Source organism: Marinomonas profundi (genome assembly GCF_020694005.1).
GTDB classification, from domain to species: Bacteria; Pseudomonadota; Gammaproteobacteria; order Pseudomonadales; family Marinomonadaceae; genus Marinomonas; species Marinomonas profundi.
Genome location: NZ_CP073013.1, coordinates 3,023,865 through 3,049,169 on the forward strand (window position 1 = coordinate 3,023,865; position 25,305 = coordinate 3,049,169).

Here is a 25,305-nt window from a genome sequence, read left to right on the forward strand (position 1 = left end):
ATTTTCAAATCGTGTTAGAATCCGTGTAGACAATAATTTGTAGTTTGTCTCCTTTGCACAAAAGGGGATTTTGATGTTTTCAATATAGGGGTTAGACATGGGTGTTATTGCAAAGCGCTCCTCAATGACGTTCTTCTCTGATGGAGAAGATCATTACAGCCATCGAGTTCGTATTGTATTGGCTGAGAAAGCCGTCACAGTGGACATCATAGATGTAGACCCGTTTAACAAGCCAGACGAGCTGGCTGATGTTAATCCGTACAACGAATTGCCCGCTTTAGTCGATCGCGATTTGGTGCTTTACGAGCCAAATGTCATGATGGAATACTTGGATGAGCGTTTTCCTCATCCGCCATTATTGCCTGTGTACCCTGTTGCTCGTGCGGAGAGCCGTTTGTTCATGTATCGCATTCAGCGTGATTGGGCCAAACTGGTTGATTTAATCCTTTCCAGTAAAGACAAAGAAGCGGTTGCTCAAGCGCAGAAAGAACTGCGTGAAGGTCTGCTGAATGTGTCTCCGATTTTCGAAGAAAAGCCTTACTTCATGAGTGATGAATTCACTATTGTAGATTGCTGCTTGGCTCCGATCTTGTGGCGTTTACCTGCATTGGGCGTAGAAATTCCTAAAGAGCAGGCCGGAGCGCTTTATAAGTATATGGATCTTGTTTTTGCTCGTGAGTCTTTCCAAGAGAGTCTTTCTGAAGCAGAGCAAGAAATGCGTTTAGACTAAGGCGAAATCATTTATTAGGATTTTGTTAGAGAACAAAAAGGAGCTTATGGCTCCTTTTTTTATAGCGTATTAATGAAATTGTATTAATTAAATAGGAGATGAGATGTTACCGAAGCGGTCTTACTTATTAAATGCAGCGTATTCTTGGGTGGCAGATAACGATATGACGCCTTATCTTTTAGTGGATGCTGAGCAAAAAGATGTGATGATACCAACCGAGTTTGTTAAGGATGGGCGGATCGTGTTGAATATTGGTATGTCTGCGGTGCGTCATTTGATAATGGATAAAGAAGCAGTTTCTTTTGAGGCGCGTTTTAGCGGTAAACCAATGCAGGTTTACGTGCCAATGCGAGCCGCACTTGCCTTATACGCCAAAGAAAATGGTGATGGGTTTGTGTTTCCAGACGAGGAGTTTTCTGACGAGCCACCAACACCTACAACACCTGAGCCGAAAAAAGGCTTTCAGCTGAAGGTGGTTAAGTAGTTTTTTATCGCTTCTAGTCTTCGTAGCCAAACAGTTGGCGTTCCAGTAAATCAATCAGTGTATGGATGACCGTGAGTTGGCACTCATGCACTCTTGCTGTGCCGAGTAAATTGATTTTTATTTCGGTGTCATCTTGTGATGTTAACGACGAAACATTTTTGGCTTCTGGGCTCGTTAAGGCAACAATGCTCATTTTTCGCTCGTGGGCGGCTTGAATGGCTTGAATGATGGGGGATGTGTTTCCCCTGTTGGCGATGACGAATAAAATATCGCCAGGATTGCCTAAAGCGGTTATTTGCTTTGAAAAAACATCATGGTAGCTGTCATTATGGGTGATCGAGAGTAAGCTCGAGCCGTCTCCGCTTAGATTGATGGCGGGAAGGCCAGGGCGCTCTCGGTCCATTCTGTCTAGCATTAGCGTGCTAAAGTACTGCGACAAGTGTGAGCCTGTGCTGTTGCCGATACAGATAACCTTTCCACCCGATGTAATGCTTGAGAAAATGACTCTAGCAGCATGTTCTATATAAGGCGGTAAGCTTTCTAGTGCTTGTTGCTGCGCTTCAAAGCTTTGTGCGAATTGCGTATAAATTGCTTCTTGAAAGTCCATAGTGATTAAAATACTGCTTTAAGCCAAGTTAAATGTTGGGTGTCGATTTTTGTGTCAAACAATACGGCATCGAAGCGACAAGCGCAGCCAAGTAGATTGTTCTTTTGTAACCATAATGCTGCGCTATTACGTACTTTTTTTAGCTTTGATTTTCCTAGGCTTTCGGCTGCGCTGCCGTGTGCATGGCTGGCGCGAAAGCGAACTTCTACAAATACGTAGGTGTTCTTATCTAAAAAAATAAGGTCAATTTCCCCGAGGCGACAGAAAAAATTCCGCTCGACAAACTTGAGTCCCTGCTTGAGTAAAAAATTCTCTGCGGCGAGTTCTGCTTTTTCGCCGTTATTTTTCGCTGTCTTCCGCTGACTGAAAAAATTGATTATTGGTTGCATGCACTAAACTTCCTTTTCGGTAGGTCATAATTTCAGGTCTTTTATGAAAAATGCCATTTTCATCCATGGTAATAATGCCCGTATTGGCTGAAATCTTGGTGCTGGGGAGTAACGTAAAAAGCGGATGTTTATTTGCTAAGAGATAAGCGTCTGCTCCTAATGCCTGCAAGCGTTGCAAAATATTCGAGCTTTGGATTTTGGTTAATGCATTGTCTATTTTGCTGGTAGGGATAAGTGCCGGCGCTTCGGTAAAGAGTATGCGCTCTATGTCTTCGTCCTTGGTGGATCTATCAGGGGCGCTGTCGTTTAGTGTGCTGCTGGCAAGCATAGGAATTTGGTCGGCAAAATAAAAGTCCAGTAGCGGTCTGATTTGTTTGGCATCGTCTAATTTTCCAATGTAATAGACATAATCGAGATCCTTGCGTGATCGAGCAATGCTGTCTACTTTTTCTCCGCTCCATTGTTCAACCAGTCTTTTTCGGGCGTAGCTTTCGTTGATTAGTAATAGACTTTGAACGGCATTTTGTCTGCCTAATGGCGTGTTGGCGTAAGCTTGATTGGAGGTAATGGTAACGTTTGCTTTTTCTGCTGCCGCACGAAACTCATCGCTTTGTTTTAGCGCCCATGTGTCCTGGATGCTTAATATAGCGGCTTTTGTTGCGCCTTCTTGTTTGGCAAAGGTAATGAGCTCTTGAATATCGTCTTCAGCGGTGAGCGAAAAATGATAAAGGTTTTTGGGGTGTTGATTAATGTCCAGCTGATTCAGCGCGATCACAGGATAGGGTAAATCTAGGCGGCTAATTTGCGCGACATTGTTTTTTTGCAATGGCCCAATAATAACATCAGGCTGCTTCTCATTGGCGGCGGCAAGCGCATCATTAATGTTTGAGTAGTGGCTTACATTGATGATATGAACGCTGGCTTTTGCTTCTTTCTGATTATAATAAGAGGCAAAAAAACCATCGACAATCGCTTGAGACGCTCGGGCGAGCTGGCCTGTCATCGGCAGCATTAGCACGATCCGTTGCGGCGCCATCTCTTTCACAGAGGTCATTACCTGAAAGTCTAAAGGGGGCGATAACGCGGCAGGGTGATCGGGGTTATCGACTCGCCAGCGCTCAAACACGGTGAGCTGTTGTTCCGTTGACAGTGCTTGGTTTCTTAAAATATCACTTACCGCCAGCCAGCCGTTTAGCAACGGCTTTTGTTTAATATAGAGTTCGCTTATTTCTTGCTGGGTTAAATTCTGCACGGCTAACCAAAGTTTGGCCTGATTGTCTTCTCCTTCGCCAAGGGGGAGATTGTAAGTAAGGTCCATACGTAGGTTGACGGCGGCTAACCAGTTGCCAAAGTATTCAAGAATCGTCGCGTGAGTGTCTTGTAGGCGATTTTGATTGTCTGGATGGCGTGCTGCTGGCAGTTGACCAGCTTGGTTTAAATAGCGCAACGCGTTTGTTGCGTTGTCTAAATTAGCGGCCGACAAAGCGGCTAATAAATAAGCGTCTAACTGAATCGAAGACGGTGTGCCTAGAAGCGTATTTTCCACGATATCAAGTGTGTTTTGATAGTCGCCTTGTTCATAGGACGCCTTGGCGGCGGTGTAAGCGTTGGCCTGCTCTGTTGAGACATCAGAGGTTTTGTTAGGACTGTAAATACTAGGCGGTAGGGTGCGCTCTTGTGATGCACCCGTATTGGAAGTTGGCACTCTGTTTTGAGTTAAATTTACAGAACTGCAAGCGCTTAGCAGAAAAGCGCATAGGGTTAATGATATGATGCGGTAATTAAGTAGGCTCATAAGCTTATAAAATGACAAATAAAAGAGGCAACATGGTATCACATAGTTCTGACGATGCGAGAGGGTCACTGTACATAGTTGCGACCCCAATAGGTAATCTAGACGATTTTAGTAAAAGAGCCGAGCAAACTTTACGTGACGTAGACTATATCGCCGCTGAAGACACCCGACACACCCGACGTTTGCTTAATCATTTTGCGATCGAAGCGAAACTGTTTTCGATTCATGACCACAACGAAAAAGACAAAGCCGATTACGTTGCTAGCTTGTTGGATGAAGGCAAAAATGTCGCTCTGGTGTCCGATGCTGGAACACCGCTTATTTCAGATCCTGGTTATCATGTGGTGCATGCCTTGCGTGAAAAAGGCCATAAAGTCGTACCGATTCCTGGCGCTTGTGCCTTAATTTCGGCCTTGTGTGCGTCAGGTTTACCGACGGATCAATTCTTTTTTGCGGGATTTGTACCGGCGAAATCCAAAGGCCGTTGTGACTTATTTGAAGCTTGGAAGCAGCAGGCGGGCACCGTGGTGTTTTATGAATCGACACACCGGGTTTACGATTCGATTGCCGATGTGCAAAAAGTCTATGGTGACGATGCTCAGCTGGTATTGGCTCGCGAAGTCACCAAAACCTTTGAGACTTTTTTATCGGGAACCGCGTCTGAGATTCTTGCCAAATTCGACGCCGATGCAAACCAATTGCGCGGTGAATTTGTGGTAATGCTGAGTTTTACGCAAGAAAGCGGTAACGAAGCAGAGTTGGAAGCAAAACGCATTTTGACCATATTATTGGAAGATTTACCTGTTAAGCAAGCCGCGGCTATGGCGGCCAAATTAACCGGCGAAAAGAAAAACTACCTTTATAAAATGGCACTGGACATGCAAAGCGAATAGATTTTCGTCACTTCTTGCTGGCAAACACCCATAGAAAATGTGGGTGTTTACATTCCGATAAGACTGAGTATACTCAGCGCTACTTGTCGGAGTGCCATTTGGCTGAGATCGCATCATTAAGTGCGGGATCCGCAGAACCTGATCGGGCTAACACCCGCGTAGGAAACAAGAAAGTCTCTATTTTTCTTTTCTGCATCGAATGAACTCCTGATTTTTATGGAATCGATGCGGTCATATTCTCTCAGTATCCTTTCCCAATAAAATTCAGGGTTCACGTTTTGCAATAACGCACATAGTGCGTTTGCCTGCGAAGCAGCACCCCAGACAAGCTATTCTCCATTTTAATAATAAGGGAAGCGCTTATGTCTACTAGCAATGAGTTACACCAAGAACCAATTAGCCAAGCCAAGAAACAGTCTAGCAAACAGTCCCGTGAAGCATCACGCCAAGCGGCGAAATCTTTTATCGAGTCACTACAAGCCAGACCTTTCCCCGTGTCTGAACGTATTTATTTAACCGGCTCAGACGATTCAATTCGCGTTCCTATGCGCAAGATTAACCTGACGGACACACCGATTGGTTCTGATCCAGATAATCTAACCTTTGAGCCAAACGAGGCCATTTACATTTATGATTGCTCTGGCCCTTATGCGGACCCAGAAGAAAATATCGATGTTTATCGCGGCTTAGCGCCCATGCGCCAGTCTTGGATTGAAAAGCGCGACGACACAGAAGTGCTGCCAAGCGTGTCATCTGAATTTGCCCAATCACGCCTAGAAAATTCGTCGCTGGATGAACTGCGTTTTAACGCCTTGCCTAAAGTACGCAAAGCCCGTCAAGGCAAGTGTGTCACGCAAATGCATTACGCGCGCCAAGGCATCATTACGCCAGAGATGGAATACATCGCCCTGCGTGAAAATCAGAATATCGATGCGATCAAGAGCGAACTGTTATTGAAACAGCACCCTGGGCAAAGCTTTGGGGCTAACTTGCAAACACGTATTACGCCAGAGTTTGTCCGTGACGAAGTGGCACGAGGTCGCGCCATTATTCCTAACAACATCAATCACCCTGAATCCGAGCCAATGATCATTGGTCGTAACTTCTTAGTGAAAGTAAACGCCAATATCGGTAACTCGGCAGTGACGTCTTCTATTGAAGAAGAAGTCGAAAAACTGGTGTGGTCGACTCGTTGGGGTGCGGATACGGTAATGGATTTATCGACCGGTAAAAACATTCACGAAACCCGCGAATGGATTTTGCGTAACTCGCCAGTACCAATCGGCACAGTACCGATTTATCAAGCCTTAGAAAAAGTCGATGGTGTGGCGGAAGATCTTAACTGGGAAGTATTTCGCGATACCTTGATCGAGCAAGCGGAACAAGGCGTGGATTATTTCACCATTCACGCGGGTGTCTTGCTGCGCTATGTGCCCATGACGGCGAAACGCCTGACGGGCATTGTGTCTCGCGGTGGTTCCATCATGGCGAAATGGTGTTTGGCGCACCACAAAGAAAGTTTCTTGTACCAACGTTTCCGTGAGATTTGTGAGTTGTGTGCGGAATACGATGTGGCCTTGTCACTGGGGGATGGCTTGCGTCCGGGTTCGATTATGGACGCCAATGACGAAGCGCAAATGTCGGAGCTGCGTACCTTGGGCGAATTGACAAAAGTGGCTTGGGAATACGATGTACAAGTGATGATTGAAGGTCCAGGTCATGTGCCAATGCAACTGATCGAAGAGAACATGACTGAGCAGTTGAAGCATTGTCATGAGGCGCCGTTTTACACCTTGGGGCCATTAACCCAAGACATTGCCCCGGGTTACGATCACATTACTTCTGGTATTGGTGCAGCGCAAATTGGTTGGTACGGTTGTGCCATGTTGTGCTACGTAACGCCCAAAGAACACCTTGGCTTGCCCAATAAAGAAGACGTTAAGCAGGGATTAATTACTTATAAAATCGCGGCCCATGCGGCGGACTTAGCCAAAGGTCATCCTGGGGCGCAAATCCGTGACAATGCTTTGTCTAAAGCGCGCTTTGAATTCCGTTGGGAAGATCAATTTAACCTGTCATTAGACCCTGAAACCGCGCGTGCTTACCACGATGAAACCCTGCCGCAAGCGTCTGGCAAAGTGGCGCATTTCTGTTCCATGTGTGGGCCGAAATTCTGCTCGATGAAAATTACCCAAGAAGTGCGTGACTATGCAAAAGGGCTAGAAAGTGCTAAAGGGTTAGAAGACGCCCAAGCCATAGATATGAGTGCGTTAGAGCCGGACGCAGTTGATGTCAGTGAAGCCGAAACGGGCATGCAAAAAATGTCTGAGCAATTCCGTGAGCTAGGCAGTGATGTCTACTTAACCACAGATAAGTTAACCACAGATAAGTTGACTACAGATAAACCAAAAGAAAAGTCGCTGTAGGCGAAGGGGGGATTTATGTCGATAAAACCTCCTGTGGTCTGGTGCGTGGGTGGGTCGGATTCGTCCGCCCACGCTGGACTCCAAGCGGATTTGCGCACGGGGCAGGATTTACGCTGTCACGTGCAAACCATTGTGACTTGCATCACCGCGCAAAACTCTCAAGAAGTGCGATCTGTGGAGCCGGTTTCGCTGGCTATGTTCAATGCGCAATGGCAAACCTTGCTCGACGACGTACCGCCGGATGCGATTAAGGTGAGCTTGTTGCCCTCCATCGAGATCGTCAAAGCTTGCTCGACTTGGTTGCAGCGGATAAAAGCGGATTTTCCCAATGTGTTGGTGGTGTTTGACCCGGTGATGGCGGCGAGCAGTGAATCAGGTAACCGCTTACAGCAAGATTCAGTCGGGGCTGCTTTATTGGAATGCTTGCTGCCTTATGTGGATGTGATCACACCCAACTTGCTGGAATTTGAGGCGTTGACAGGCTTGTCTGGGCAACAGCCAATTGTTGATGTTCAAGGCCAATTGGCGGCGTATTTGTCTTCATCAAGGTGTGCTTGGTTGCTTAAAGGCGGGCATTCTGACGCCAAGCAAGCAACAGATTGGCTGGTGGATCATGACGCCATCGTGGGTTTCTCCAATGAAAAACTCACCGTGCATAATACTCGTGGCACGGGCTGTACCTTGTCGACGGCGTTGGCGAGTTTTATTGCCCATGGTTATGATCTTTTGGATGCCATGACCATGGCAAAAGCCTACATCACCGGGGCATTAAAAACCGGTGTGCAAATTGGTGTTGGCGCTGGGCCGTTGGGACGCCCAGGTTGGCCGTTGCAAATTGAAAATCTACCGACGATTGTTTCACCAAGCAAGACGCCAATTAACATAAAGGCATCGACGACCTTGCCTTTTGCCTCAATGAATCGAGAGAAAATGGGTTTGTATCCCGTAGTGGATTCCATTGCTTGGCTGGAATTGGTACTCAAGCAAGGGGTGAAAATCGCTCAGCTTAGAATCAAAGACCCTGACGATGTCGATCTAGAAAGTAACATCCAACAAGCGATTACCTTAGGCAAAGAGTACGACGCTCACGTTTTTATCAACGACTATTGGCAACAAGCGATTGCCTTGGGTGCCTATGGCGTGCATCTCGGTCAGGAAGATTTGGATGTGGCAGATTTAGCGCAAATCCAAGCGGCTGGCTTGCGGCTTGGTATCAGTACTCATGGCTACTATGAAATTGCGCGGGCGCAATCTATCCAACCAAGTTACATCGCTTTGGGCCATATCTTCCCCACGCAAACCAAAGACATGCCCTCTCAGCCGCAAGGTTTGACTCGTCTTGCCCATTACGCGGCCTTATTAAAGGACGTGTTTCCGACTGTGGCGATTGGTGGCATTAGTGCGGAGCGCTTGCCCGCCGTTACGCAAACAGGAGTAAACGGTGTGGCGGTGGTGACGGCGATTACCAAAGCGGCTGAACCAGCGTTAGCAACTCGATCCTTGATGATGGCCTTTGAAGAAAGTGTACGAGGTGAGCGATGAAGATTGTGTTAAACGATGCACCTTATGAATTTGTTGGAGAAACGCTTCGAGACTTGCTAGTTCACCTAAATAAGAGCGAGCAAGGCATCGCCATTGCGCTGAATCAGCAAGTGGTGCCGAAGCGTGTGTGGCACAGTACTGAGCTCAATGAGCTGAGTCAGGTGTTTATTTTTGAATCCATTGCGGGGGGCTAACATGTCGTCTTTATTGATTGCCGGACACGAATTTCGTTCTAGATTGTTTACCGGCACGGGGAAATACGCCAGTGCCGACGCCATGATGGATTCTTTAAGCGCCAGCGAAAGCGAGCTGGTGACGTTATCCTTGCGTCGGATGGATTTAAAAAACCAAACCGACAATATTCTTCAGCCCTTGCAGCGACAGGGTATAAAGCTCTTGCCCAATACGTCTGGCGCTCGCACCGCGAAAGAGGCGGTGTTTGCCGCGGAGCTTGCCAGAGAAGCATTGGAGACCAACTGGGTAAAGTTGGAAATTCACCCAGATCCGCGTTACTTGATGCCAGATGGCATGGAAACCTTATTGGCCGCCGAAGAGTTGATTAAAAAAGGCTTTGTGGTGATGCCTTATGTGCATGCCGACCCTGTGCTGTGTAAACGTTTGGAAGAAGTAGGTTGCCAATGCGTGATGCCGCTGGGGTCGCCGATTGGTTCTAATATGGGGTTGGCGAGTCGTCCGTTTTTGGAAATCATCATCGAGCAAAGTCGGGTGCCAGTGATTGTCGATGCGGGCATTGGTGCGCCGTCCGATGCGGCGCTGGCATTAGAAATGGGCGCCGATGCGGTATTGGTCAACACCGCCATGGCGGTTGCTAAGCAACCGGCGCAAATGGGCAAAGCCTTTCGTCTTGCCGTGGAGGCCGGGCGCATGGCCTATGAAGCTGGTTTGGGCGAAAAGCGCGTACAAGCGAATGCCACCAGCCCATTGACGGAATTTCTTGGGGCCTTGTCATGATGGACAATGCCAGTCAAAAAGTTCGTCTGTTAGAGCAAGCACCAGCAGTAGAAGGCCAGTTTAGCCAGTTTGTGGAAAACACCGATTGGCACGCGATGACGCAATCTCATCAAGTGAAAACAGAGCAAGATGTGTTGCGGGCCTTGAGCAAAAACAAACTCGAGGTAGAGGATTTCGCGGCGTTGATTTCACCTGCCGCTGAGCCGTATTTACTGGAAATGGTGGCGAAAAGCGAGCAGCTGACCTTGCAGCGCTTTGGCAATACGGTGAGTTTGTTTGCACCCTTGTACTTATCCAACACCTGCGCGAATGAATGCACTTATTGTGGTTTTTCCATGAGCAATGCCATTAAGCGCCTTACGCTGGATGAACCTCAGGTAGGAAAAGAAGTCGCGGCGATTAAAGGCAAGGGCTTTGATCATATCCTCTTGGTAACGGGGGAAACCAACAAGGTTTCCATGCCGTATTTTGAACGTATGATTCCTCTTATCAAACCGCATTTCAGTCAGCTCTCCATGGAAGTGCAGCCATTAGACACCGACGAATATAAGCAGTTGCAAACTATCGGTCTGGATGGCGTTTTGGTTTACCAAGAAACCTATCGTCGCAAGACTTACCTTGAGCATCATTTGCGTGGTAATAAGTCCAATTTTAATTATCGTCTTGATGCGCCGGATCGTATTGGTCAGGCGGGGATTCATAAAATTGGCTTAGGTGTGTTACTTGGTTTGGAAGACTGGCGCACGGATTCAATCATGATGGCGCATCATTTACGGCACTTGCAAAAGCGTTATTGGCGCAGTCGGTTTAGTGTGGCGTTTCCGCGCATTCGTCCCTGTGAAGGTGGCATAGTCCCCAAGTCGGTGATTTCGGATCGGCAATTGGTTCAGCTTATTGCCGCGTGGCGTTTGTTTGATCGGGATTTAGAGATGAGCTTGTCTACTCGTGAATCAGCAAAATTTCGTCACCACGCGGTGCGTATGGGCTTTACAACCATGAGTGCAGAATCCAAAACTCAACCCGGTGGTTATGCGGATGATGCGCAAGCAGCGCTTGAGCAATTTGAGATCAGTGATGAGCGACCTGTCGCCGACATTATGGCGATGATCCGTGAACAGGGTCGTGAAGTGGTTTGGAAAGATTGGGACCCGGCGCTGTCGTCGGTTAATGAGTAAATCGCTATCTTTGCCGTTATCTTAGTGTTGACCGCGTTTGATGGAAAAAAAGCCCCTGCTGGGGCTTTTTGGTGTTTGTCTTAATGTTGATTTTAGTACTGGTTTTAGTGCTCAAGTGGCTCTATAAGTACTTTTTCAAAGAAGTCAGACACGCCTTGGTAATCACTGAGCGGTAATATTTCGGCGACGTATTGGTCTGGTCGAACAATAATAATGCAGCCGTGGGTTTTGTCTATTCCACGTCGGTCATAAAAGTTCGTCGCGTCTTCTGCTATAGCGCTGTAAACCTTTTCGTAATCTATTAAGCCGTAACGTCCTTTTTTAGGCTGCAGCAATGGGTGCAGCGTGGCCACTTCAACGTCCCGATGTGGCGCTTGAAAGACCGCTTGAACATTAATAATGCTATCGATATCGGCGTTGTTTGGGGTAAAACGCTGAATCGGCGATGCGGGATCCGTTTGCAAAAATTGACATAAGGCTTTTACTTTACAGTGCTCTCCCATAAAAGCCTCGCTGCCTGAAAAGGCGAGTAGGTGCCAGCGCCCGTCGGCTTTCATGGTGTGGCCAAGGTGCAGCGGTTTTGCGTCCGCGTGGCGTGTTACCTTGGCTGAATGAAAGCGCATGCCTATGGTTTGTCCGCTGGCTAAGGGTTGGTGCTGGCCAGATGACGCTAATGTCGATACAGGATAATGAATGGCGGTGCCCGCGGTAAAACGCCCAAATTGAGTAAAGTATCTTTGGAACTCTGCTGGGTCTACGCCATCTGGGTGCTCAGCGGACTTGGGTTTGGCGCTAAACATTTTGGAAAATTCACGATCAAAATCGATAAGCTGCTGTGCTACCAGTTGTCTTTCATAGGAGTAGGTTTGCAGCAATGCCTTGTCCGCTCTGCCGCTGAGTACGTGAGCCAGTTTCCAGCCTAAGTTCCAGGTGTCATTCACGGATGTGTTTAAACCTTGTCCAGCTTTGGGGCTGTGGGTGTGGCAGGCATCACCCGCGAGAAAAACATGAGGGCTTTGGTCGTCATTGGCATCGTCAAACGCGGTGGTAAGGCGTTGGCCGATTTCATAGACACTCCACCAAGCGATTTCTTTGACATCAAATTGGTAAGGTTTCATGATGCGATTAGCGGCGGCAATGAGGTAGTCGGTAGTGATTGACTGTTTGCTGAGTCGTTCATTGTTGCTGAGTTTATCTAGCTCAATGTACAGACGAACCATGTAGCCACCTTCGCGCGGAATGATCAGCATACTGCCTTCATTAGAAGAATGAATCGCTGATTTCAGACGAATATCAGGGAAGTCGGTCACTACCAATACGTCCATTACGCCCCAGGCTTGATTGATTGAGTCGCCGATTAACTCTCGGCCAATCGATTTTCGTACCGTGCTACGCGCGCCGTCACAGCCCACCACGTATTTTGCTTTGACGGTTTCAATCACCCCAAGGTGCTGAGAGTCTAAGCGCTCAAAGGTGAGTGTCACGGGATGTGTGTCATCACTATGGTCGACTTCTAGACTGAGCAATTGGCGTGAATAATGAGGCTCTAACTTGCTCACAGAGTGACGCATAACGTCTAAAAATGCATCATGGACCCGCGCTTGATTAATGATCACATGTGGCATTTCAGACAAGTCATCTTCGACATCTTGTACCTTGCTGCTGCGTGAAATGTGATTAGGGGTGGCGGCATCAGGCTTCCAAAAGGCGGTTTCGTTGACCCAATACGCTTCTTGTTTTATTTGCTCAGAAAAATCATAGGCTTCGAACACTTCCATGGTTCGGCAGGCAATGCCGTCGGCTTGCCCAACCAGTAAACGATCGTCTTTTTGCTCCACAATGCAGGTGGAAATGTTGGCAAATTTCGACAATTGTGCCGCAAGATTAAGGCCTGCTGGGCCGCAGCCAACGATCATCACATCGACTTCAGATGGTAGCGGCTGCTTTTTAGGGGGAGAAATAATACGCTCGACAGGGCGGCTGATTTTTGGGTCGCCTGGGAGAAAACCATCTTGATGAAATTGCATGGGAGTATCCTTTTATTGTTATGGATTTACTGTTTGAATGTAGTTGATAGAAAAGACTGTAAACAATTTAAGATATAAGTAAAAATAGATTTTTATCTCCAGACTAATAAAAAGTGAATACATGAACCCTAATCTATTAAAACAATTGGCCATTGTGGTGAAGCAAGGCTCGTTGACTCGAGCTTGTGAGCAGCTCTATATCACGCAACCGACCTTGACGAGAAGCATTAAGCAGTTAGAGCTAAAGGTGCGAGCGCCGGTCTTAATTCGCACCCGATACGGTGTTGAACCAACGGAGATAGGCGCAAGATTAGCTCAAATTGGCGAGCGCATTTTGGCTGAAACAGAGCAGGGGGAAGAAATCATCCGGCAATTTCATAGCGGATATCGTAATCAATTTGTGATTGGGATTGACCCGCTGTGGGAGTTTGCAACAGTGGAAACGATGAGCGCGTACTTTCGGCAAGAAACACGCTATGTTTTTCACTTTAGAACGGGATCCGCGGCCTCTCAGATTGAATTATTGCAAAAAGGGGAGTTGGATTTTTTATTGGCTCCGGCTCACCTTTCGGTGAAGCAAGGGGCCTTGGAGCGACAGCTTTTGTTTCGTGATCGCTCGGGAATTTTTGTGGGTAAAAAATCCACCTTGCGTGGCACCAAAGGGGTGGTGTCGCCGCTTGTTTTAGAACGCCAGCCATGGATTGTTGCGGGTGCCAATGCGGGCTTTCTCGATCGGCCTTCTGAATTGATCGGCCTCAAAGCGGCCAGCATGGCGTTTACTGGCAGCATTCTTTCTGTGTTACATCTATTGAAAACCTCAGACGTCGCGGTTCGTTTACCGGCTCGTTTAGCCCTAATGACCAATGCGATAGAAATGGATCAGATGATTCATGTAGATGACATACAAGGCCCCAGAAGAGACATCGCCTTGTGGTCAAAAATAGACGCTCTTGAGCGACCAGAGTATGCAAAAATACACCAGCTTATTAGTGAATTCATGCAAACGCTTGACGGGACAGTTCCCACCTTTGGACTGGACTTATAGACACTGTCTTTGAAAATAGACACTGTATTGGCAACACCACCCTTGCCTGCATGACAAAAAATTCCTGACATATGAAACCTATATAGCAAGATTACGCTTGACTTTTTTTAACCAAATATTAATATGACATCGATGTCATTTATAAGTTGAAATGAAATGTCTACGATTTACGATGTTGCTGAAGTTGCTAATGTGTCGCCTAAGACGGTTTCTAGGGTGCTCAATAATGATGCGCCGGTTGGCAAGGCAACACGTTTAAAAGTGCAGGCAGCGATTGATAAGTTAGGCTATGTGCCCAGTACCGCGGCAAGAGCCATGCGTTCTAACAAGTCGGGTTTGATTGGTGTGATAACGGGGGCAATCTCCCATAACGCCGCAGCGGGCCCAACGGGGTTACCTGATTTGTTTATTGTGCAAGGCATTCAAACGGTTATTCAAGCATCGAGCAAAACATTGCTGATTGCGGATACCGGTGATGATAGCCAGCGAGTAGAGCATTTAATTCGTACCTTTCAAGAGCATCGAGTGGAAGGCATTATTTACGTTGCCGATCACCATCAGCAAGTGAGCTTGCCAGCACATAGCACAGATATGGCGATTGTATTAGCGAACTGTTTTGATGGTCAGCAAACCCCCGCCGTCGTACCAGACGATGAGTGGGGGCAATACCATTTGGTCAAGCAGATTCTCTTGGCAGGTCATCGACGCGTTGCTTATTTAGGCCTAGATAAAAGTATGGTGGCCACCGATTTGCGCACAAAAGGTTATTGTAATGCTTTAAAAGAGGCGGGTATCGAGGTTGATGACGCGTTAATTATGTGTGCAGACACGCTTGAACAGGTGGATAACAAAGCGTTACTAGAGCGCGCTGTTGATCATTTATTAGCACTGGACCAGCCGCCTTCCGTGATTTGTTGTGGTAACGATAAAATGGCCTTGAAGCTTTATGGGATATTGCGTTCTCGTGGTATCCGCATTCCAGAAGACTTATCTGTGGCGGGTTATGATAATTATTTGGCGATTACAGAGAGCCTATACCCATCATTAACCACGGTGGATTTGGCGTATCGTGAAATTGGCATGGAAGCGGCAACACTGCTGCTCAAGCAGATTGATGCGAAGCAATATCGATCACAAGCAACGCCCAGTTATGTTGCCAGTCCTGTTGTCTGGCGTCATTCGGTGGTGCCTCATAATAGTAGTGAGTGATTCAGAATTAATAGTTTAAAGATTTGTTTAGTTTAAAAAGGCGCTAGCGTCTTTTTAATTTGACCAGAAATGACATCGATGTCATTTCATCTAAACCCCCTTGGAGACGTTAACGATGAAAACAAAAATAATGAAAAACGTACTGTTGGTTTCGACTATTCCTTTATTGAGTATGGGCGCAATAAATGGCTTGGCGGCAACCGATTTATCGTTGTGGTATCACGGTGCGGGCAATCCAGTAGAAGCCAAAATCATTGATAGCATGGTAGACGATTTTAATAAAAGTCAATCTGAGTGGAAGGTGACTTTGCAAGGCTTTCCACAAGAGTCTTATAACGATTCTGTTATTGCCGCCGCTCTGGCTGGCAATTTGCCCGATATTCTGGATGTGGACGGCCCTGTTATGCCTAATTGGGCTTGGGCCGGTTATTTACAACCTTTAAATATCGACAGCGCTTCGATTGAAGACTTTTTGCCCGGTACAAAAGGCTACTGGGATGGTCAGCTTTATTCATTAGGGCTGTGGGATGCGGGTGTCGCCATGATCTCTCGCAAATCGACCCTAGTGGAAGCCAACATTCGCATTCCAACCTTGGCGCAGCCTTGGACCTTAAACGAGTTTAATGCGGCGCTTGAGACCTTAAAGCAAACAGGCCAATACGATTATCCATTTGACCCCGGTTTGGCGTGGAAAGGGGAATGGTTTCCTTATGCTTTTAGTCCTTTCTTACAAAGTTTTGGTGGTGACATTATTGACCGTGATACCTATCAAACCGCCGAAGGGGTGTTAAATGGCGATGCGGCCATTGCGTTTGGCGAATGGTGGCAAATGCTCTTCCAACAAGGCTACAGCCCAGGCAATTCACAAGATACGGCCGACCGTGAAACGGGGCTAATCGATGGTAAGTATGCGATTCAATGGAACGGCAACTGGATCGCTTTAAATATGTTAAAGGCGTTTGGTGACGATGTGTTGTTTTTGCCCGCGCCTGATTTCGGTCATGGACCAAAAATGGGGGCGTCCAGTTGGCAGTTTGGGGTTTCTTCGAGCACGTCACATCCTCAAGGCGCGGCGGACTTTATTCAGTTTGCCTCACAAGATCGTTATTTGACGGCTTTTTCGGATGCGATTGGTTTAATTCCGCCGACTAAGGCAGCGGCCGACGCCAGTCAGTATTATCAAGAAGGCTCGCCTATGGCCACTTTCTTTGAATTATCGGCACAACAAGCGGTACTTCGCCCTGTGACACCGGGTTATGTGGTGGCCGCTAAAGTGTTTGAGAAAGCCTTAGCCGATATTGCCGATGGCGCCGATGTCATCGACACGCTGGATAACGCTGCGGATGAAATCAATAACGATATTCGCCGTAATCTAGGTTACGGCCATTAAGCCTATAAGCCTCAGTGACTTAAGCCTCAAGTGACTTAAGCCTCAAGTGACTTAAGCCTCAAGTGACTGGTCTCAGGCAAGATGAAATGGCTTCTGGAGAGTGTGGCGAATGAGCGCTCTTCAGAAGCCATGATGGACTAACCGCCCTAAAGGCAATTCAACTATGCAAAAAAATGCTTCAACTCTTACCCAACACAACCGTAGCGGCTGGCTGTTTGCACTGCCGGGCTTTGGTTTGATGATGCTGTTTATTGTCGTGCCCTTTGTGTTCGCTATTGTGTTTTCCATGACAAACCAACGTTTGATTTCGCCTAACCCGACGCAATTTGTCGGTTTAGAAAATTATCAACAATTGTTGAGCGTTAACATACTCGTACTCGAACCCGTGATCACTGCGACAGGTGAACGAAAACAAGATGCTGACGGCAATCTGAGCTATCCACGGATACGCACTTATACTCGAAATAATCCAGATTATGCGCATTTGCAAGGCATGAAAGAGTGGTTTACGTGGCAATGGCAAGATAAAAAAGTCGCTATTTTGGCGAGTGATCCCGTGTTTATGAAAGCCGTGGTGAATACCTTTTTGTTCGTCTTGGTGGTGGCGCCATTGCAAGGGGCATTAGCCTTGGCGCTCGCCTTGTTAATTAATCAGCGGCTAAAAGGCATCAATGTTTATCGGGCCATTTATTTTATGCCGGTGGTGGTGTCCATCGTCGTGGTGTCGATTCTTTGGCGCTTTATTTACGACGGCCAAAATGGCTTGCTCAATAATTTATTGCACACCGTGTCATTGGGTCATCTTGCGCCGGTGGATTGGCTTGGCAACCCAGATACCGCGCTTGGTTCCATCATGGCCATGTCCATTTGGCAGGCGATCGGCTTTCACATGGTGATCTGGTTATCGGGTTTACAAACCATTTCTCCGACCTTGTACGAGGCGGCCAAAATCGAAGGTGCCTCTAGCTGGCAAACCTTCCGTTATGTGACGTGGCCCGGCCTTAAAAATACCGCTGTTTTGGTGTTGATCGTGATCACTATGCAGGCGTTTGCTTTGTTTGCGCAGATTGATGTGATGACCAGTGGCGGGCCGTTGGATAGCACTCAAACCATTGTATTCCAAGCGGTTGAACGAGGTTATGGCAAGCAAGACATTTCCGGGGGATCGGCTATTTCTGTGGTGTTGTTTGTCATGGTATTGAGCATTTCCTTGCTACAGCGTTATTTCACACGGGAGAAAAAATAGATGTCTCATAATACAACAGACCATCATCGACTTCGCTTGGTAGTGCGTTACACCGTGCTGTCATTAATCGCTTTAATCTTTATTTTTCCACTGATTTTTATGCTGGTGTCTTCGCTCAAGCCGGATCACCAGCTCTTGGCGGATACCGCGTCTTTGCGGGCTTTTTTACCGGTTGGCGAGATCAGCTTAGCGAATTATTACGGCGCTTTTGAGCGGGCTCCTATCCTCCTCTTTATGATGAACTCGCTTTTGGTCACGGCGGTGACTGTGGTGCTGAGTTTGTTTTTTTGCTCCCTGGCGGGGTTTTCCTTTGTCTATCTAAATTGGCGCGGAAAAGGCGTGGTGTTTTCTATCATCTTGGCGACCTTGATTGTGCCTTTTGAGACCATTGCTATTCCCATGCTGCTCATGGTGTCTAAATTGCCTTGGATTGGCTTAGACGGCCTGACCTGGGGATGGTTGAATAGTTATCGGGTACAGGTGGTTCCTTTTATCGCCGATGGTTTAACCATTTTCTTGTTTACTCAGTACTTTAAAGATCTTCCGCGGGAGCTGATTGAAGCGGCTCGTGTTGAGGGGAGTAGCTGGTGGCAGGTGTATTGGCGCATTGTCATGCCACTGTCTGGACCGATTATTGCCACCGCCGCGATTCTGAAGTTTCTCGTCATGTACAACCAGTACTTGTGGCCCATTATGGTCACCCAGCAAGAACAATATCGGCCTGTGTTGGTCGGCTTACAGTATTTTTTCCAGCTCAATACCGCATGGGGAGAGGTGATGGCGTACTTAACGCTGATCACTTTGCCAGTGCTAGCTTTCTATTTGGTATTACAGCGAGCTTTTATCGCCTCTATTGCCTCAACCGGCGTCAAGGGTTAATTTTTAGGAGTTATATAATGACAATCGCATTAAAAGATCAGTGGATTTGGGACAGTTGGTATTTTCGTGATGGCGACACATGGCATGGCTATTTTTTAAAAGCCGATAAGGCATTGATTGATCCAGAGCGACGCCATTTAAATGTTAGTCAAGGCCACGCGACGTCAACAGACCTAGTGCATTGGCAACATCAAGGCACCTGTTTTGCCCCTGCGCCATCGCCTGCTTGGGACGATTCGACCACATGGACTGGAAATGTCGTGTGTGATGAATCGGGTTTGTATCATTTATTTTACACTGGCACCTGTTTAGCAGAAGGCAGCCTTTATCAGCGTGTTGGTCATGCTACCAGCACAGATTTACACCACTGGGAACGGGTGGGCGATGGCTTATGTTTGGATTTAGTGGGCGAGAACGCCGCTCACTACGAAGATCAGCATCAAAAGGGCTTTTGGCATGATAGAGCCATGCGCGATCCTTGGGTAATGAAAGACCCCAATGGCGATGGCTGGCTGATGTTTTTTACCGCCAGAGCACCGGGCGTCGATGAAGCCAACGCGGGTGGCGCAATTGGTTTTGCCACCTCAGATAACTTATACGATTGGGCCTTGCAGCCTCCTGTGTTTGTCGGCAGCTTTGGTCAATTAGAAGTGCCACAAGTCTTTGCGATTGGTGAACGTTGGTACTGTTTGTTTTGTACCTCTAGCCAACATTGGAGCGAGGCTTATACCGCCAGTCAAGCAGGCAAGTTAGTCACCGGCAACCATTATCTTGTCGCCGACAGTCCAACGGGCCCTTGGCAAGTTGCGCCCGGCACCTTTCTTGATGGCGACAACCCTTGCCATCGTTATGCGGCAAGAATCCTCGAAACCGAACAAGGCCATTGCATCATTGGTTTTCATGATCAAGACCAACAGGGCTTTGTGGGCGAAATTCTCGACCCTGTGGCGATAGAGGTCGATGCGGCGGGTTTATTAATCGTCAAAGACAATAAAAAGGATAATGACTAATGGCCGATGTGACATTAAAAGCGCTGGTAAAGCGCTACGACAAAACTGACATTATCAAGGGCGTGGACATCGATATCAAAGACGGCGAGTTCACGGTATTTGTTGGGCCATCGGGTTGTGGTAAATCCACCTTGCTGCGCATGATCGCAGGCCTTGAAGACATTACCGATGGCACGCTTTCGATTGATGGCAAGGTCGTTAATCATCTGCAACCCAAAGACCGCAGCATTGCGATGGTTTTTCAATCTTATGCTATTTTCCCTCACATGACGGTGCGGGAAAATATGGCCTTTGGATTGACCATTGCGGGCATTTCAAAGCAAGAAAAAGATCAGCAAGTTAATGATGCTGCGAAGGTTTTACAAATGGAGCACCTTTTAGAGCGCCGTCCGAGTCAGCTTTCGGGAGGGCAGCGTCAGCGTGTTGCCATTGGGCGCGCCATTGTGCGCAACCCGAAGGTGTTTTTATTCGATGAACCCTTGTCTAATTTGGATGCGGCACTGCGTATGGACATGCGCATGGAAATAGCCAAACTGCATAAAAAACTCGGTGCAACCATGATCTACGTGACCCATGATCAGGTAGAAGCCATGACCTTAGCGGACAAAATTGTCGTCTTAAAAGAAGGGGAAGTGCAGCAAATAGGCACGCCAATGGAGCTGTTTCATCACCCTGCAAACCGCTTTGTGGCGGGCTTTCTTGGCTCCCCATCGATGAACTTCATCGACGCTGACGTTCTGGCAATAGAAGATAACACTATGACAGTAGGGTCTGCGGTACTTGATCCTGTGGTATTACCCCGAGTTGAGCAAGTAGTGCGTGTCGGGCAAAAGGTTGAACTGGGCATTCGTCCGCAATACTTGCAACCGCAACAGGGTGATGTAAAAGGCTGCCTGCATGGCAATGTGTCACTGACAGAACGTCTTGGCACTGAAACCGTACTGGATGTCAGCCTAGCCGATGGCAAAAAAGTCATTGCTGCCATCGGTCAGGATCAAGTCTTTCCGCTAGGCGAAGCCATTAGCTTGTCTTTTGAGCCAGAACGGGCGCATGTTTTTGTGAGCAACGAGTCTTAGCGGCTTTTAACGCTTGAACGGGTTTGAGCAAGCTCTCGATCTGAGAGCTTGCTCATTTATTTATCGATCTGCCCTTCATTAATCCGTTATACATTAATCCGTTATTCAGTCACGACTTTCGGTTTGTAGATGGACAGCCCAGATTGGTCGCTGAACAGGTGCAGGCGCGATTCATCAATGTAGAAATGGGTCAATTCACCTTCGTTAACCATGTGGCTAGACGATGCTTCAACCGTAATCTGGTTGTCTCCTAGTCGGCTGGTAAGTTGTATGGTTGATCCCAATAGTTCTAGGTTTTCGACCTTGCCTTTTATGACGAGTGGGTTGGTGAGTAAGTCTGGTGTGATGTGAATGTCGCAAGGGCGAATGCCGAGGGTGGCTTTTGTACCGCTTTGCTGGCCATCAATATCACCGAGTAAATGGAGTTTTTGTCCGGCGATATCGACATGCCAGCCTTCTTCTTTGGTTAATTCCACCGGGATAAAGTTCATCGCTGGGCTGCCAATAAAGCCCGCGACAAACTTATTCGCTGGAGAGTGGTAAATCTCTCTTGGTGTGCCGACTTGCTCTACGTTGCCATCACGTAATATGACGATACGATCAGCCAGTGTCATGGCTTCGACTTGGTCGTGGGTCACGTAGATGGTGGTTTTTTTCATTTTTTTATGCAGCGTTTTGATCTCGGTTCGCATTGAATTACGCAGTTTGGCATCGAGGTTGGAGAGCGGTTCGTCGAATAAAAATACCTCGGGCGTTCGTACCATGGCACGCCCCATGGCGACACGCTGACGCTGCCCACCAGAAAGCGCCTTTGGCTTGCGATCCAGCAAAGGGGTTAGTTGCAGCATATCGGCAACCGGGCGCACTTTTTCCTCTATTTGCTCCTTTTTTAATCCTGCGAGTTTCAACGCAAACGCAATGTTTTGGTAAACCGTCATGTGCGGATAAAGCGCGTAGCTTTGAAACACCATCGCGATATCGCGTTCGATTGGCTCGAGCTCGTTTACTACTTTGTTATTAATGAGAATTTCGCCACCAGAAATGTCTTCTAGGCCAGCGAGCATGCGCAAAGTCGTCGATTTACCGCACCCAGAGGGACCTAAAAACACAATGAACTCACCGTCATTGATGGTTAAATTGAAGTCTTTAACCGTGTGTACATTACCAGGATAGACTTTTTCAATATGTTTAAATTCAACAGACGCCACGGGATTCTTCCTTATTATTCTATTTAGTTGGGTTAGCCTTTTACGGCACCGCCAGTTAAGCCTTCAACAATGTATTTTTGCGCAAACAAGAAAAATACGATGGCCGGGGTGATGGTAACGGTGACATAGGCAAGGATGCGGTTCCATTCGATGCCGTATTCGCCGCGATATTGCATGATGCCCAGCGTCCAGGGGTACTGTTGCTCGGTGTTCAGTACCAGCAAGGGCAGTAAGTAGTTGTTCCAGCTGGCGACCAAGACAAAGACACCGACGGTGGCGAGTATGGGCGTGGAGAGCGGCAGAATGACATGCCAGTAAAACTTGATGTAGCTGCAACCATCAACACGAGCGGCATCAAAGAGCTCAGAAGGCAGCTGCTCAAAAAACGTTCTAAATAACAAAATGCTAAAGCCTAAGCCAAAGGCCACTTGTGGAATGACAACGCCAGACAGACTATCCAGTAAGCCGAGGTCTCGAATCTTCAAGAACAGCGGTAAAATCGCGGCCGCAGCGGGGAACATCATGCCAATCAAGAAGTAGTTGTAGAGGTATTTATAACCCGCAAACTTAATATGCGAGAAAGTAAACGCGGTCATGGTGCCGATGATCAAAGTAAGCAATACCGAGAAAAACGCAATAATCAGTGAGTTCTTCATCAGCTGCCAAATAGAGCCATCGGCAAACACTTGTGCGTAATATTCAAATTCCCACACCTCTGGCAAACCAAATGGGTTGGTGCGTAATTCTCCTAGGCTTTTAAAGCCACCCAGCACAGTGGCAAACATCGGCACTAGCACAAAACCAGCGACCAGCATGAGGAAGATATATTTTCCCCAAGGTATTTTTCGCATTGCAAACATAGGGTGCTCCTTTATTTTTTATCTTTCATCATGGTGCTTTGGTAAGTGAAGGCGAAGATCACACAGCAAATAAACAACACCACACCCACGGCACTACCAAAACCGACATTCATTCTGGTAATACCAAAGGTATAGAGGTAGGAAACCAATGTGTGAGTACTGTTAGAAGGACCACCACCGGTAAGCGGCATGATTAAATCAAAGGTTTGTAGCGCCCCTAAGATACTGAAAAAGATGGATATGGTGATTCCCGATATAATCAGTGGGATTTTTACATACCAAATAGCTTGAAAGCGGCTGGCGCCATCGAGCTTGCTGGCTTCGATCAGGTCTTTAGGCACGCCTTGCAGTGCGGCAATGTAAATCATCATATGAAAGCCAAAATACTTCCAAACAAGCACCACAAGAATGGCCACAAAGGCCCAATTATTATCGGCTAATATGTACCAAGAGTCGGTATTCAAGGCTTCCGTAAAGCTCGACATCACACCGTAATCGCCATCAAACACAAAGCGCCAAATAAGGCCTGCCGCCACTTCTGCCAAGATATAAGGCAAAAAGAAAATTAAGCGGAATAGGCTATTGGTCCAGCTTTTTTTATAAATAGACAGGGCAATGATCAGCGCTAAGGGCAACTGAATAACAATTGAAATGAGAATGATCTTCAGCGTGTTCCATACCGCGGTATCGAAAGCGCTGTGTTTAAACAGACGAGTATAGTTACCAAATTCTACCCATTTCGTCGGTTCACCATAGCCATTCCAGCGGAATAGGCTGTAGTAACCCGCTTCGCCAATCGGCAAAATAACAAAAATAGTAAACAGCAATAGAGCGGGGGGTAAAAATAACACTAACGTCAGTAAACGGTTGCCGTGATTATTTTTTTTAAACCAACGTGAGACGCTTTGGTTTGACGCCGCGCTTTGGTTTGAAGCAACCTTGACGCGCTTCTCAGGGGTGACGTTATTACTCATAGTAAGCCTCGTGAAGAGTAGAACAGCCAACTTGGGTTGGCTGTATTGGTCGATTCAAGCTTATTCAGCGTTACTCAAATTCCCACGCTTCTTGTACTTGTTCGGCCGCTTCTTGAGGGGACAACGCACCGCCGAGAATACCCGCCGACACATCGTTGACAACACTGCCTACATTGGCACCAAAGGCTTGATCATAAAACAATTGATGCCAAGAAGAATTGGCGATGTTTTGCGCAATACGCTTTTTAAAGGGGTTCTCAATGGCCACATCGGCGCCTTTCACCACAGGAATAATCATGTTGATGCTGGCTAAGTGTTTCTGCATCTCGATATTAGAAAAGTACTTTAACCATTGAACGGCTTCGGGGCTTGCTTCAGAGGTGAGAACCCAGCCAGCAATGCCACCCAGCGTATCAGTTGCCTTGCCTTTGCCATCTTTTAGAACCGGGAAGTTCATCCAACCTAGGTTGTCATCACCAACGCCTTTGCCACTGATGGATTGCTGCGCTTGGAATAAATAGTTCCAATCCCCCATGAGCTGCATGGCGGATTTACCATCACCAAAGTTACCCGATGAATCACCAAATGACGCCGCTAAATGACCCGATTGAAACGGTTTTAAATCGACCAAACGTTTTAGCTCTTCACCCGCTTTAATAAAGTCTTCGCCTGCAAATGCCGGTTCTTTTTTATCAATAGCGTCTTGAATACCTTGTTGGCCCGCTTGGCGCATGGTGAGTAACGCCCAATAAAATTGCACTGGCCACTTATCACCGCCCGCGGTGGTGATGGGAGTAATCCCCGCCGCTTGGAGTTTTTTGATGGCGCCTAAGAAGTCATCCCAAGTGACCACTTGATCGGCATCGACGCCCGCTTGTTGGAATAAGCTTTTGTTGTACCAAAAGCCCACTTGGCTCACCATGTAGGGAAGGCCGTATTGCTTTCCTTGGTAATTAAACGCATTAAAGCTGACGTCTGAAAATTTGGATTTAACGTCTTCCATCTCTTTGCTGACATCTTTCAGTAATCCCGCATCCACGCGAGTTTGAAAATTGCCGCCGCCCCAGCTGTAGAAAATATCCGGACGTTGCTCCGATTGAAGAAGCGTCGGTAACTTTTGCTTGAAGGCCTCGTTTTCTAAATATTCCAATTTGATGGTCTGGCCTGGATTGGCTTTTTCGTAGTCATGTGCCACTTGTTCCCAAACAGAGACAACCTTCGGATCGGCTTCAAGATGAAGCATACGAATCGTGGTGTCCGCCCAAGTGAACGACGTGGTTAATGACGCTGCAATGGCCATGGGGTAAACGACTTTTTTCCAGTTTCTTTCAAGCTTATGAAGCGTTTTGGTATTTTGGTAACGCATAA

At 47.3% G+C, this 25,305-nt stretch carries 23 protein-coding genes and 1 riboswitch; of the genes, 15 read left to right on the top strand and 8 right to left on the bottom strand.

Annotated features, from left to right (window positions below):
* The first annotated feature begins 97 nt into the window (after window positions 1-97).
* Both J8N69_RS14080 and J8N69_RS14085 read left to right on the top strand, forming a co-directional pair.
* A complete protein-coding gene (locus J8N69_RS14080; RefSeq protein ID WP_168823380.1) occupies window positions 98-730 on the top strand; it encodes a glutathione S-transferase N-terminal domain-containing protein in 633 nt (210 codons plus the stop codon).
* Between the two features lie 103 nt (window positions 731-833).
* Window positions 834-1,214, top strand: coding sequence for a ClpXP protease specificity-enhancing factor (locus J8N69_RS14085; RefSeq protein WP_168823382.1), 381 nt, complete (start codon window positions 834-836; stop codon window positions 1,212-1,214).
* Between the two features lie 13 nt (window positions 1,215-1,227).
* Here J8N69_RS14085 and J8N69_RS14090 read toward each other — a convergent pair whose 3' ends face one another.
* The 3 genes from J8N69_RS14090 to J8N69_RS14100 are packed head-to-tail and all read right to left on the bottom strand — an operon-like array spanning window position 1,228 to window position 3,915.
* Window positions 1,228-1,821, bottom strand: a complete 594-nt coding sequence (locus tag J8N69_RS14090) for an SIS domain-containing protein (protein ID WP_168823384.1) — start codon at window positions 1,819-1,821, stop codon at window positions 1,228-1,230.
* Between the two features lie 5 nt (window positions 1,822-1,826).
* Window positions 1,827-2,210, bottom strand: coding sequence for a YraN family protein (locus J8N69_RS14095; RefSeq protein WP_168823386.1), 384 nt, complete (start codon window positions 2,208-2,210; stop codon window positions 1,827-1,829).
* Entirely contained in the window at window positions 2,161-3,915 is a 1,755-nt protein-coding gene (locus J8N69_RS14100; protein WP_227803907.1) for a penicillin-binding protein activator, read from the bottom strand. The genes J8N69_RS14095 and J8N69_RS14100 overlap by 50 nt, the downstream gene beginning before the upstream one ends.
* A 122-nt stretch (window positions 3,916-4,037) precedes the next feature.
* Here J8N69_RS14100 and rsmI point away from each other — a divergent pair, with 122 nt between their 5' ends.
* The 6 genes from rsmI to thiH all read left to right on the top strand — a co-directional run bounded on the left by rsmI (window position 4,038) and on the right by thiH (window position 11,013).
* Entirely contained in the window at window positions 4,038-4,898 is an 861-nt protein-coding gene (gene rsmI / locus J8N69_RS14105; RefSeq protein WP_168823391.1) for a 16S rRNA (cytidine(1402)-2'-O)-methyltransferase, read from the top strand.
* A gap of 77 nt (window positions 4,899-4,975) precedes the next feature.
* Window positions 4,976-5,080, top strand: a riboswitch (TPP riboswitch).
* Between the two features lie 180 nt (window positions 5,081-5,260).
* Window positions 5,261-7,324, top strand: coding sequence for a phosphomethylpyrimidine synthase ThiC (gene thiC, locus J8N69_RS14110; RefSeq protein WP_168823393.1), 2,064 nt, complete (start codon window positions 5,261-5,263; stop codon window positions 7,322-7,324).
* A 15-nt stretch (window positions 7,325-7,339) separates the two neighbouring features.
* A complete protein-coding gene (gene thiE, locus J8N69_RS14115; protein ID WP_168823395.1) occupies window positions 7,340-8,866 on the top strand; it encodes a thiamine phosphate synthase in 1,527 nt (508 codons plus the stop codon).
* Window positions 8,863-9,060 carry a sulfur carrier protein ThiS gene (thiS, locus tag J8N69_RS14120; RefSeq protein ID WP_168823397.1) on the top strand — a complete coding sequence of 66 codons (198 nt, stop codon included), beginning with the start codon at window positions 8,863-8,865 and terminating at the stop codon, window positions 9,058-9,060. Before thiE ends, thiS begins: the two co-directional genes overlap by 4 nt.
* Window position 9,061: 1 nt before the next feature.
* On the top strand, window positions 9,062-9,838 hold the full coding sequence (locus tag J8N69_RS14125) for a thiazole synthase (protein ID WP_168823399.1): 777 nt from the start codon (window positions 9,062-9,064) through the stop codon (window positions 9,836-9,838).
* Entirely contained in the window at window positions 9,835-11,013 is a 1,179-nt protein-coding gene (gene thiH, locus J8N69_RS14130; protein ID WP_168823400.1) for a 2-iminoacetate synthase ThiH, read from the top strand. The genes J8N69_RS14125 and thiH overlap by 4 nt, the downstream gene beginning before the upstream one ends.
* Before the next feature lie 104 nt (window positions 11,014-11,117).
* Here the strand turns inward: thiH and J8N69_RS14135 are convergent, their stop codons facing one another.
* Window positions 11,118-13,040 carry an FAD-binding monooxygenase gene (locus J8N69_RS14135; protein WP_168823402.1) on the bottom strand — a complete coding sequence of 641 codons (1,923 nt, stop codon included), beginning with the start codon at window positions 13,038-13,040 and terminating at the stop codon, window positions 11,118-11,120.
* Between the two features lie 121 nt (window positions 13,041-13,161).
* Here J8N69_RS14135 and J8N69_RS14140 point away from each other — a divergent pair, with 121 nt between their 5' ends.
* From J8N69_RS14140 to J8N69_RS14170, 7 genes are all read left to right on the top strand, one after another.
* The gene (locus tag J8N69_RS14140; protein WP_168823404.1) at window positions 13,162-14,085 is read left to right on the top strand and encodes a LysR family transcriptional regulator; all 924 of its coding nucleotides are present in this window, start codon (window positions 13,162-13,164) and stop codon (window positions 14,083-14,085) included.
* 156 nt (window positions 14,086-14,241) lie between these two features.
* Window positions 14,242-15,294, top strand: coding sequence for a LacI family DNA-binding transcriptional regulator (locus tag J8N69_RS14145; RefSeq protein ID WP_168823406.1), 1,053 nt, complete (start codon window positions 14,242-14,244; stop codon window positions 15,292-15,294).
* Between the two features lie 115 nt (window positions 15,295-15,409).
* Window positions 15,410-16,684: a sugar ABC transporter substrate-binding protein gene (locus J8N69_RS14150; RefSeq protein ID WP_168823407.1), complete on the top strand. Its 1,275-nt coding sequence runs from the start codon at window positions 15,410-15,412 to the stop codon at window positions 16,682-16,684.
* A 163-nt stretch (window positions 16,685-16,847) separates the two neighbouring features.
* Window positions 16,848-17,930: a carbohydrate ABC transporter permease gene (locus J8N69_RS14155; protein ID WP_168823409.1), complete on the top strand. Its 1,083-nt coding sequence runs from the start codon at window positions 16,848-16,850 to the stop codon at window positions 17,928-17,930.
* Window positions 17,931-18,809 (top strand): carbohydrate ABC transporter permease, encoded by an 879-nt coding sequence (locus J8N69_RS14160; protein ID WP_168823411.1) that lies wholly within the window; start codon window positions 17,931-17,933, stop codon window positions 18,807-18,809.
* Between the two features lie 17 nt (window positions 18,810-18,826).
* On the top strand, window positions 18,827-19,819 hold the full coding sequence (locus J8N69_RS14165) for a glycoside hydrolase family protein (protein WP_168823413.1): 993 nt from the start codon (window positions 18,827-18,829) through the stop codon (window positions 19,817-19,819).
* Window positions 19,819-20,895 carry an ABC transporter ATP-binding protein gene (locus J8N69_RS14170; RefSeq protein WP_168823415.1) on the top strand — a complete coding sequence of 359 codons (1,077 nt, stop codon included), beginning with the start codon at window positions 19,819-19,821 and terminating at the stop codon, window positions 20,893-20,895. Before J8N69_RS14165 ends, J8N69_RS14170 begins: the two co-directional genes overlap by 1 nt.
* Window positions 20,896-20,996: 101 nt before the next feature.
* Here J8N69_RS14170 and J8N69_RS14175 read toward each other — a convergent pair whose 3' ends face one another.
* The 4 genes from J8N69_RS14175 to J8N69_RS14190 form a co-directional block, all read right to left on the bottom strand.
* Window positions 20,997-22,103, bottom strand: coding sequence for an ABC transporter ATP-binding protein (locus J8N69_RS14175; protein WP_168823417.1), 1,107 nt, complete (start codon window positions 22,101-22,103; stop codon window positions 20,997-20,999).
* Window positions 22,104-22,135: 32 nt separating this feature from the next.
* Window positions 22,136-22,963, bottom strand: coding sequence for a carbohydrate ABC transporter permease (locus J8N69_RS14180; protein WP_168823419.1), 828 nt, complete (start codon window positions 22,961-22,963; stop codon window positions 22,136-22,138).
* 11 nt (window positions 22,964-22,974) lie between these two features.
* Window positions 22,975-23,937: a carbohydrate ABC transporter permease gene (locus tag J8N69_RS14185; protein WP_168823421.1), complete on the bottom strand. Its 963-nt coding sequence runs from the start codon at window positions 23,935-23,937 to the stop codon at window positions 22,975-22,977.
* 70 nt (window positions 23,938-24,007) lie between these two features.
* Complete coding sequence (locus J8N69_RS14190; RefSeq protein ID WP_168823423.1) at window positions 24,008-25,303, bottom strand: ABC transporter substrate-binding protein; 1,296 nt, start codon at window positions 25,301-25,303, stop codon at window positions 24,008-24,010.
* Window positions 25,304-25,305 lie beyond the last annotated feature (2 nt).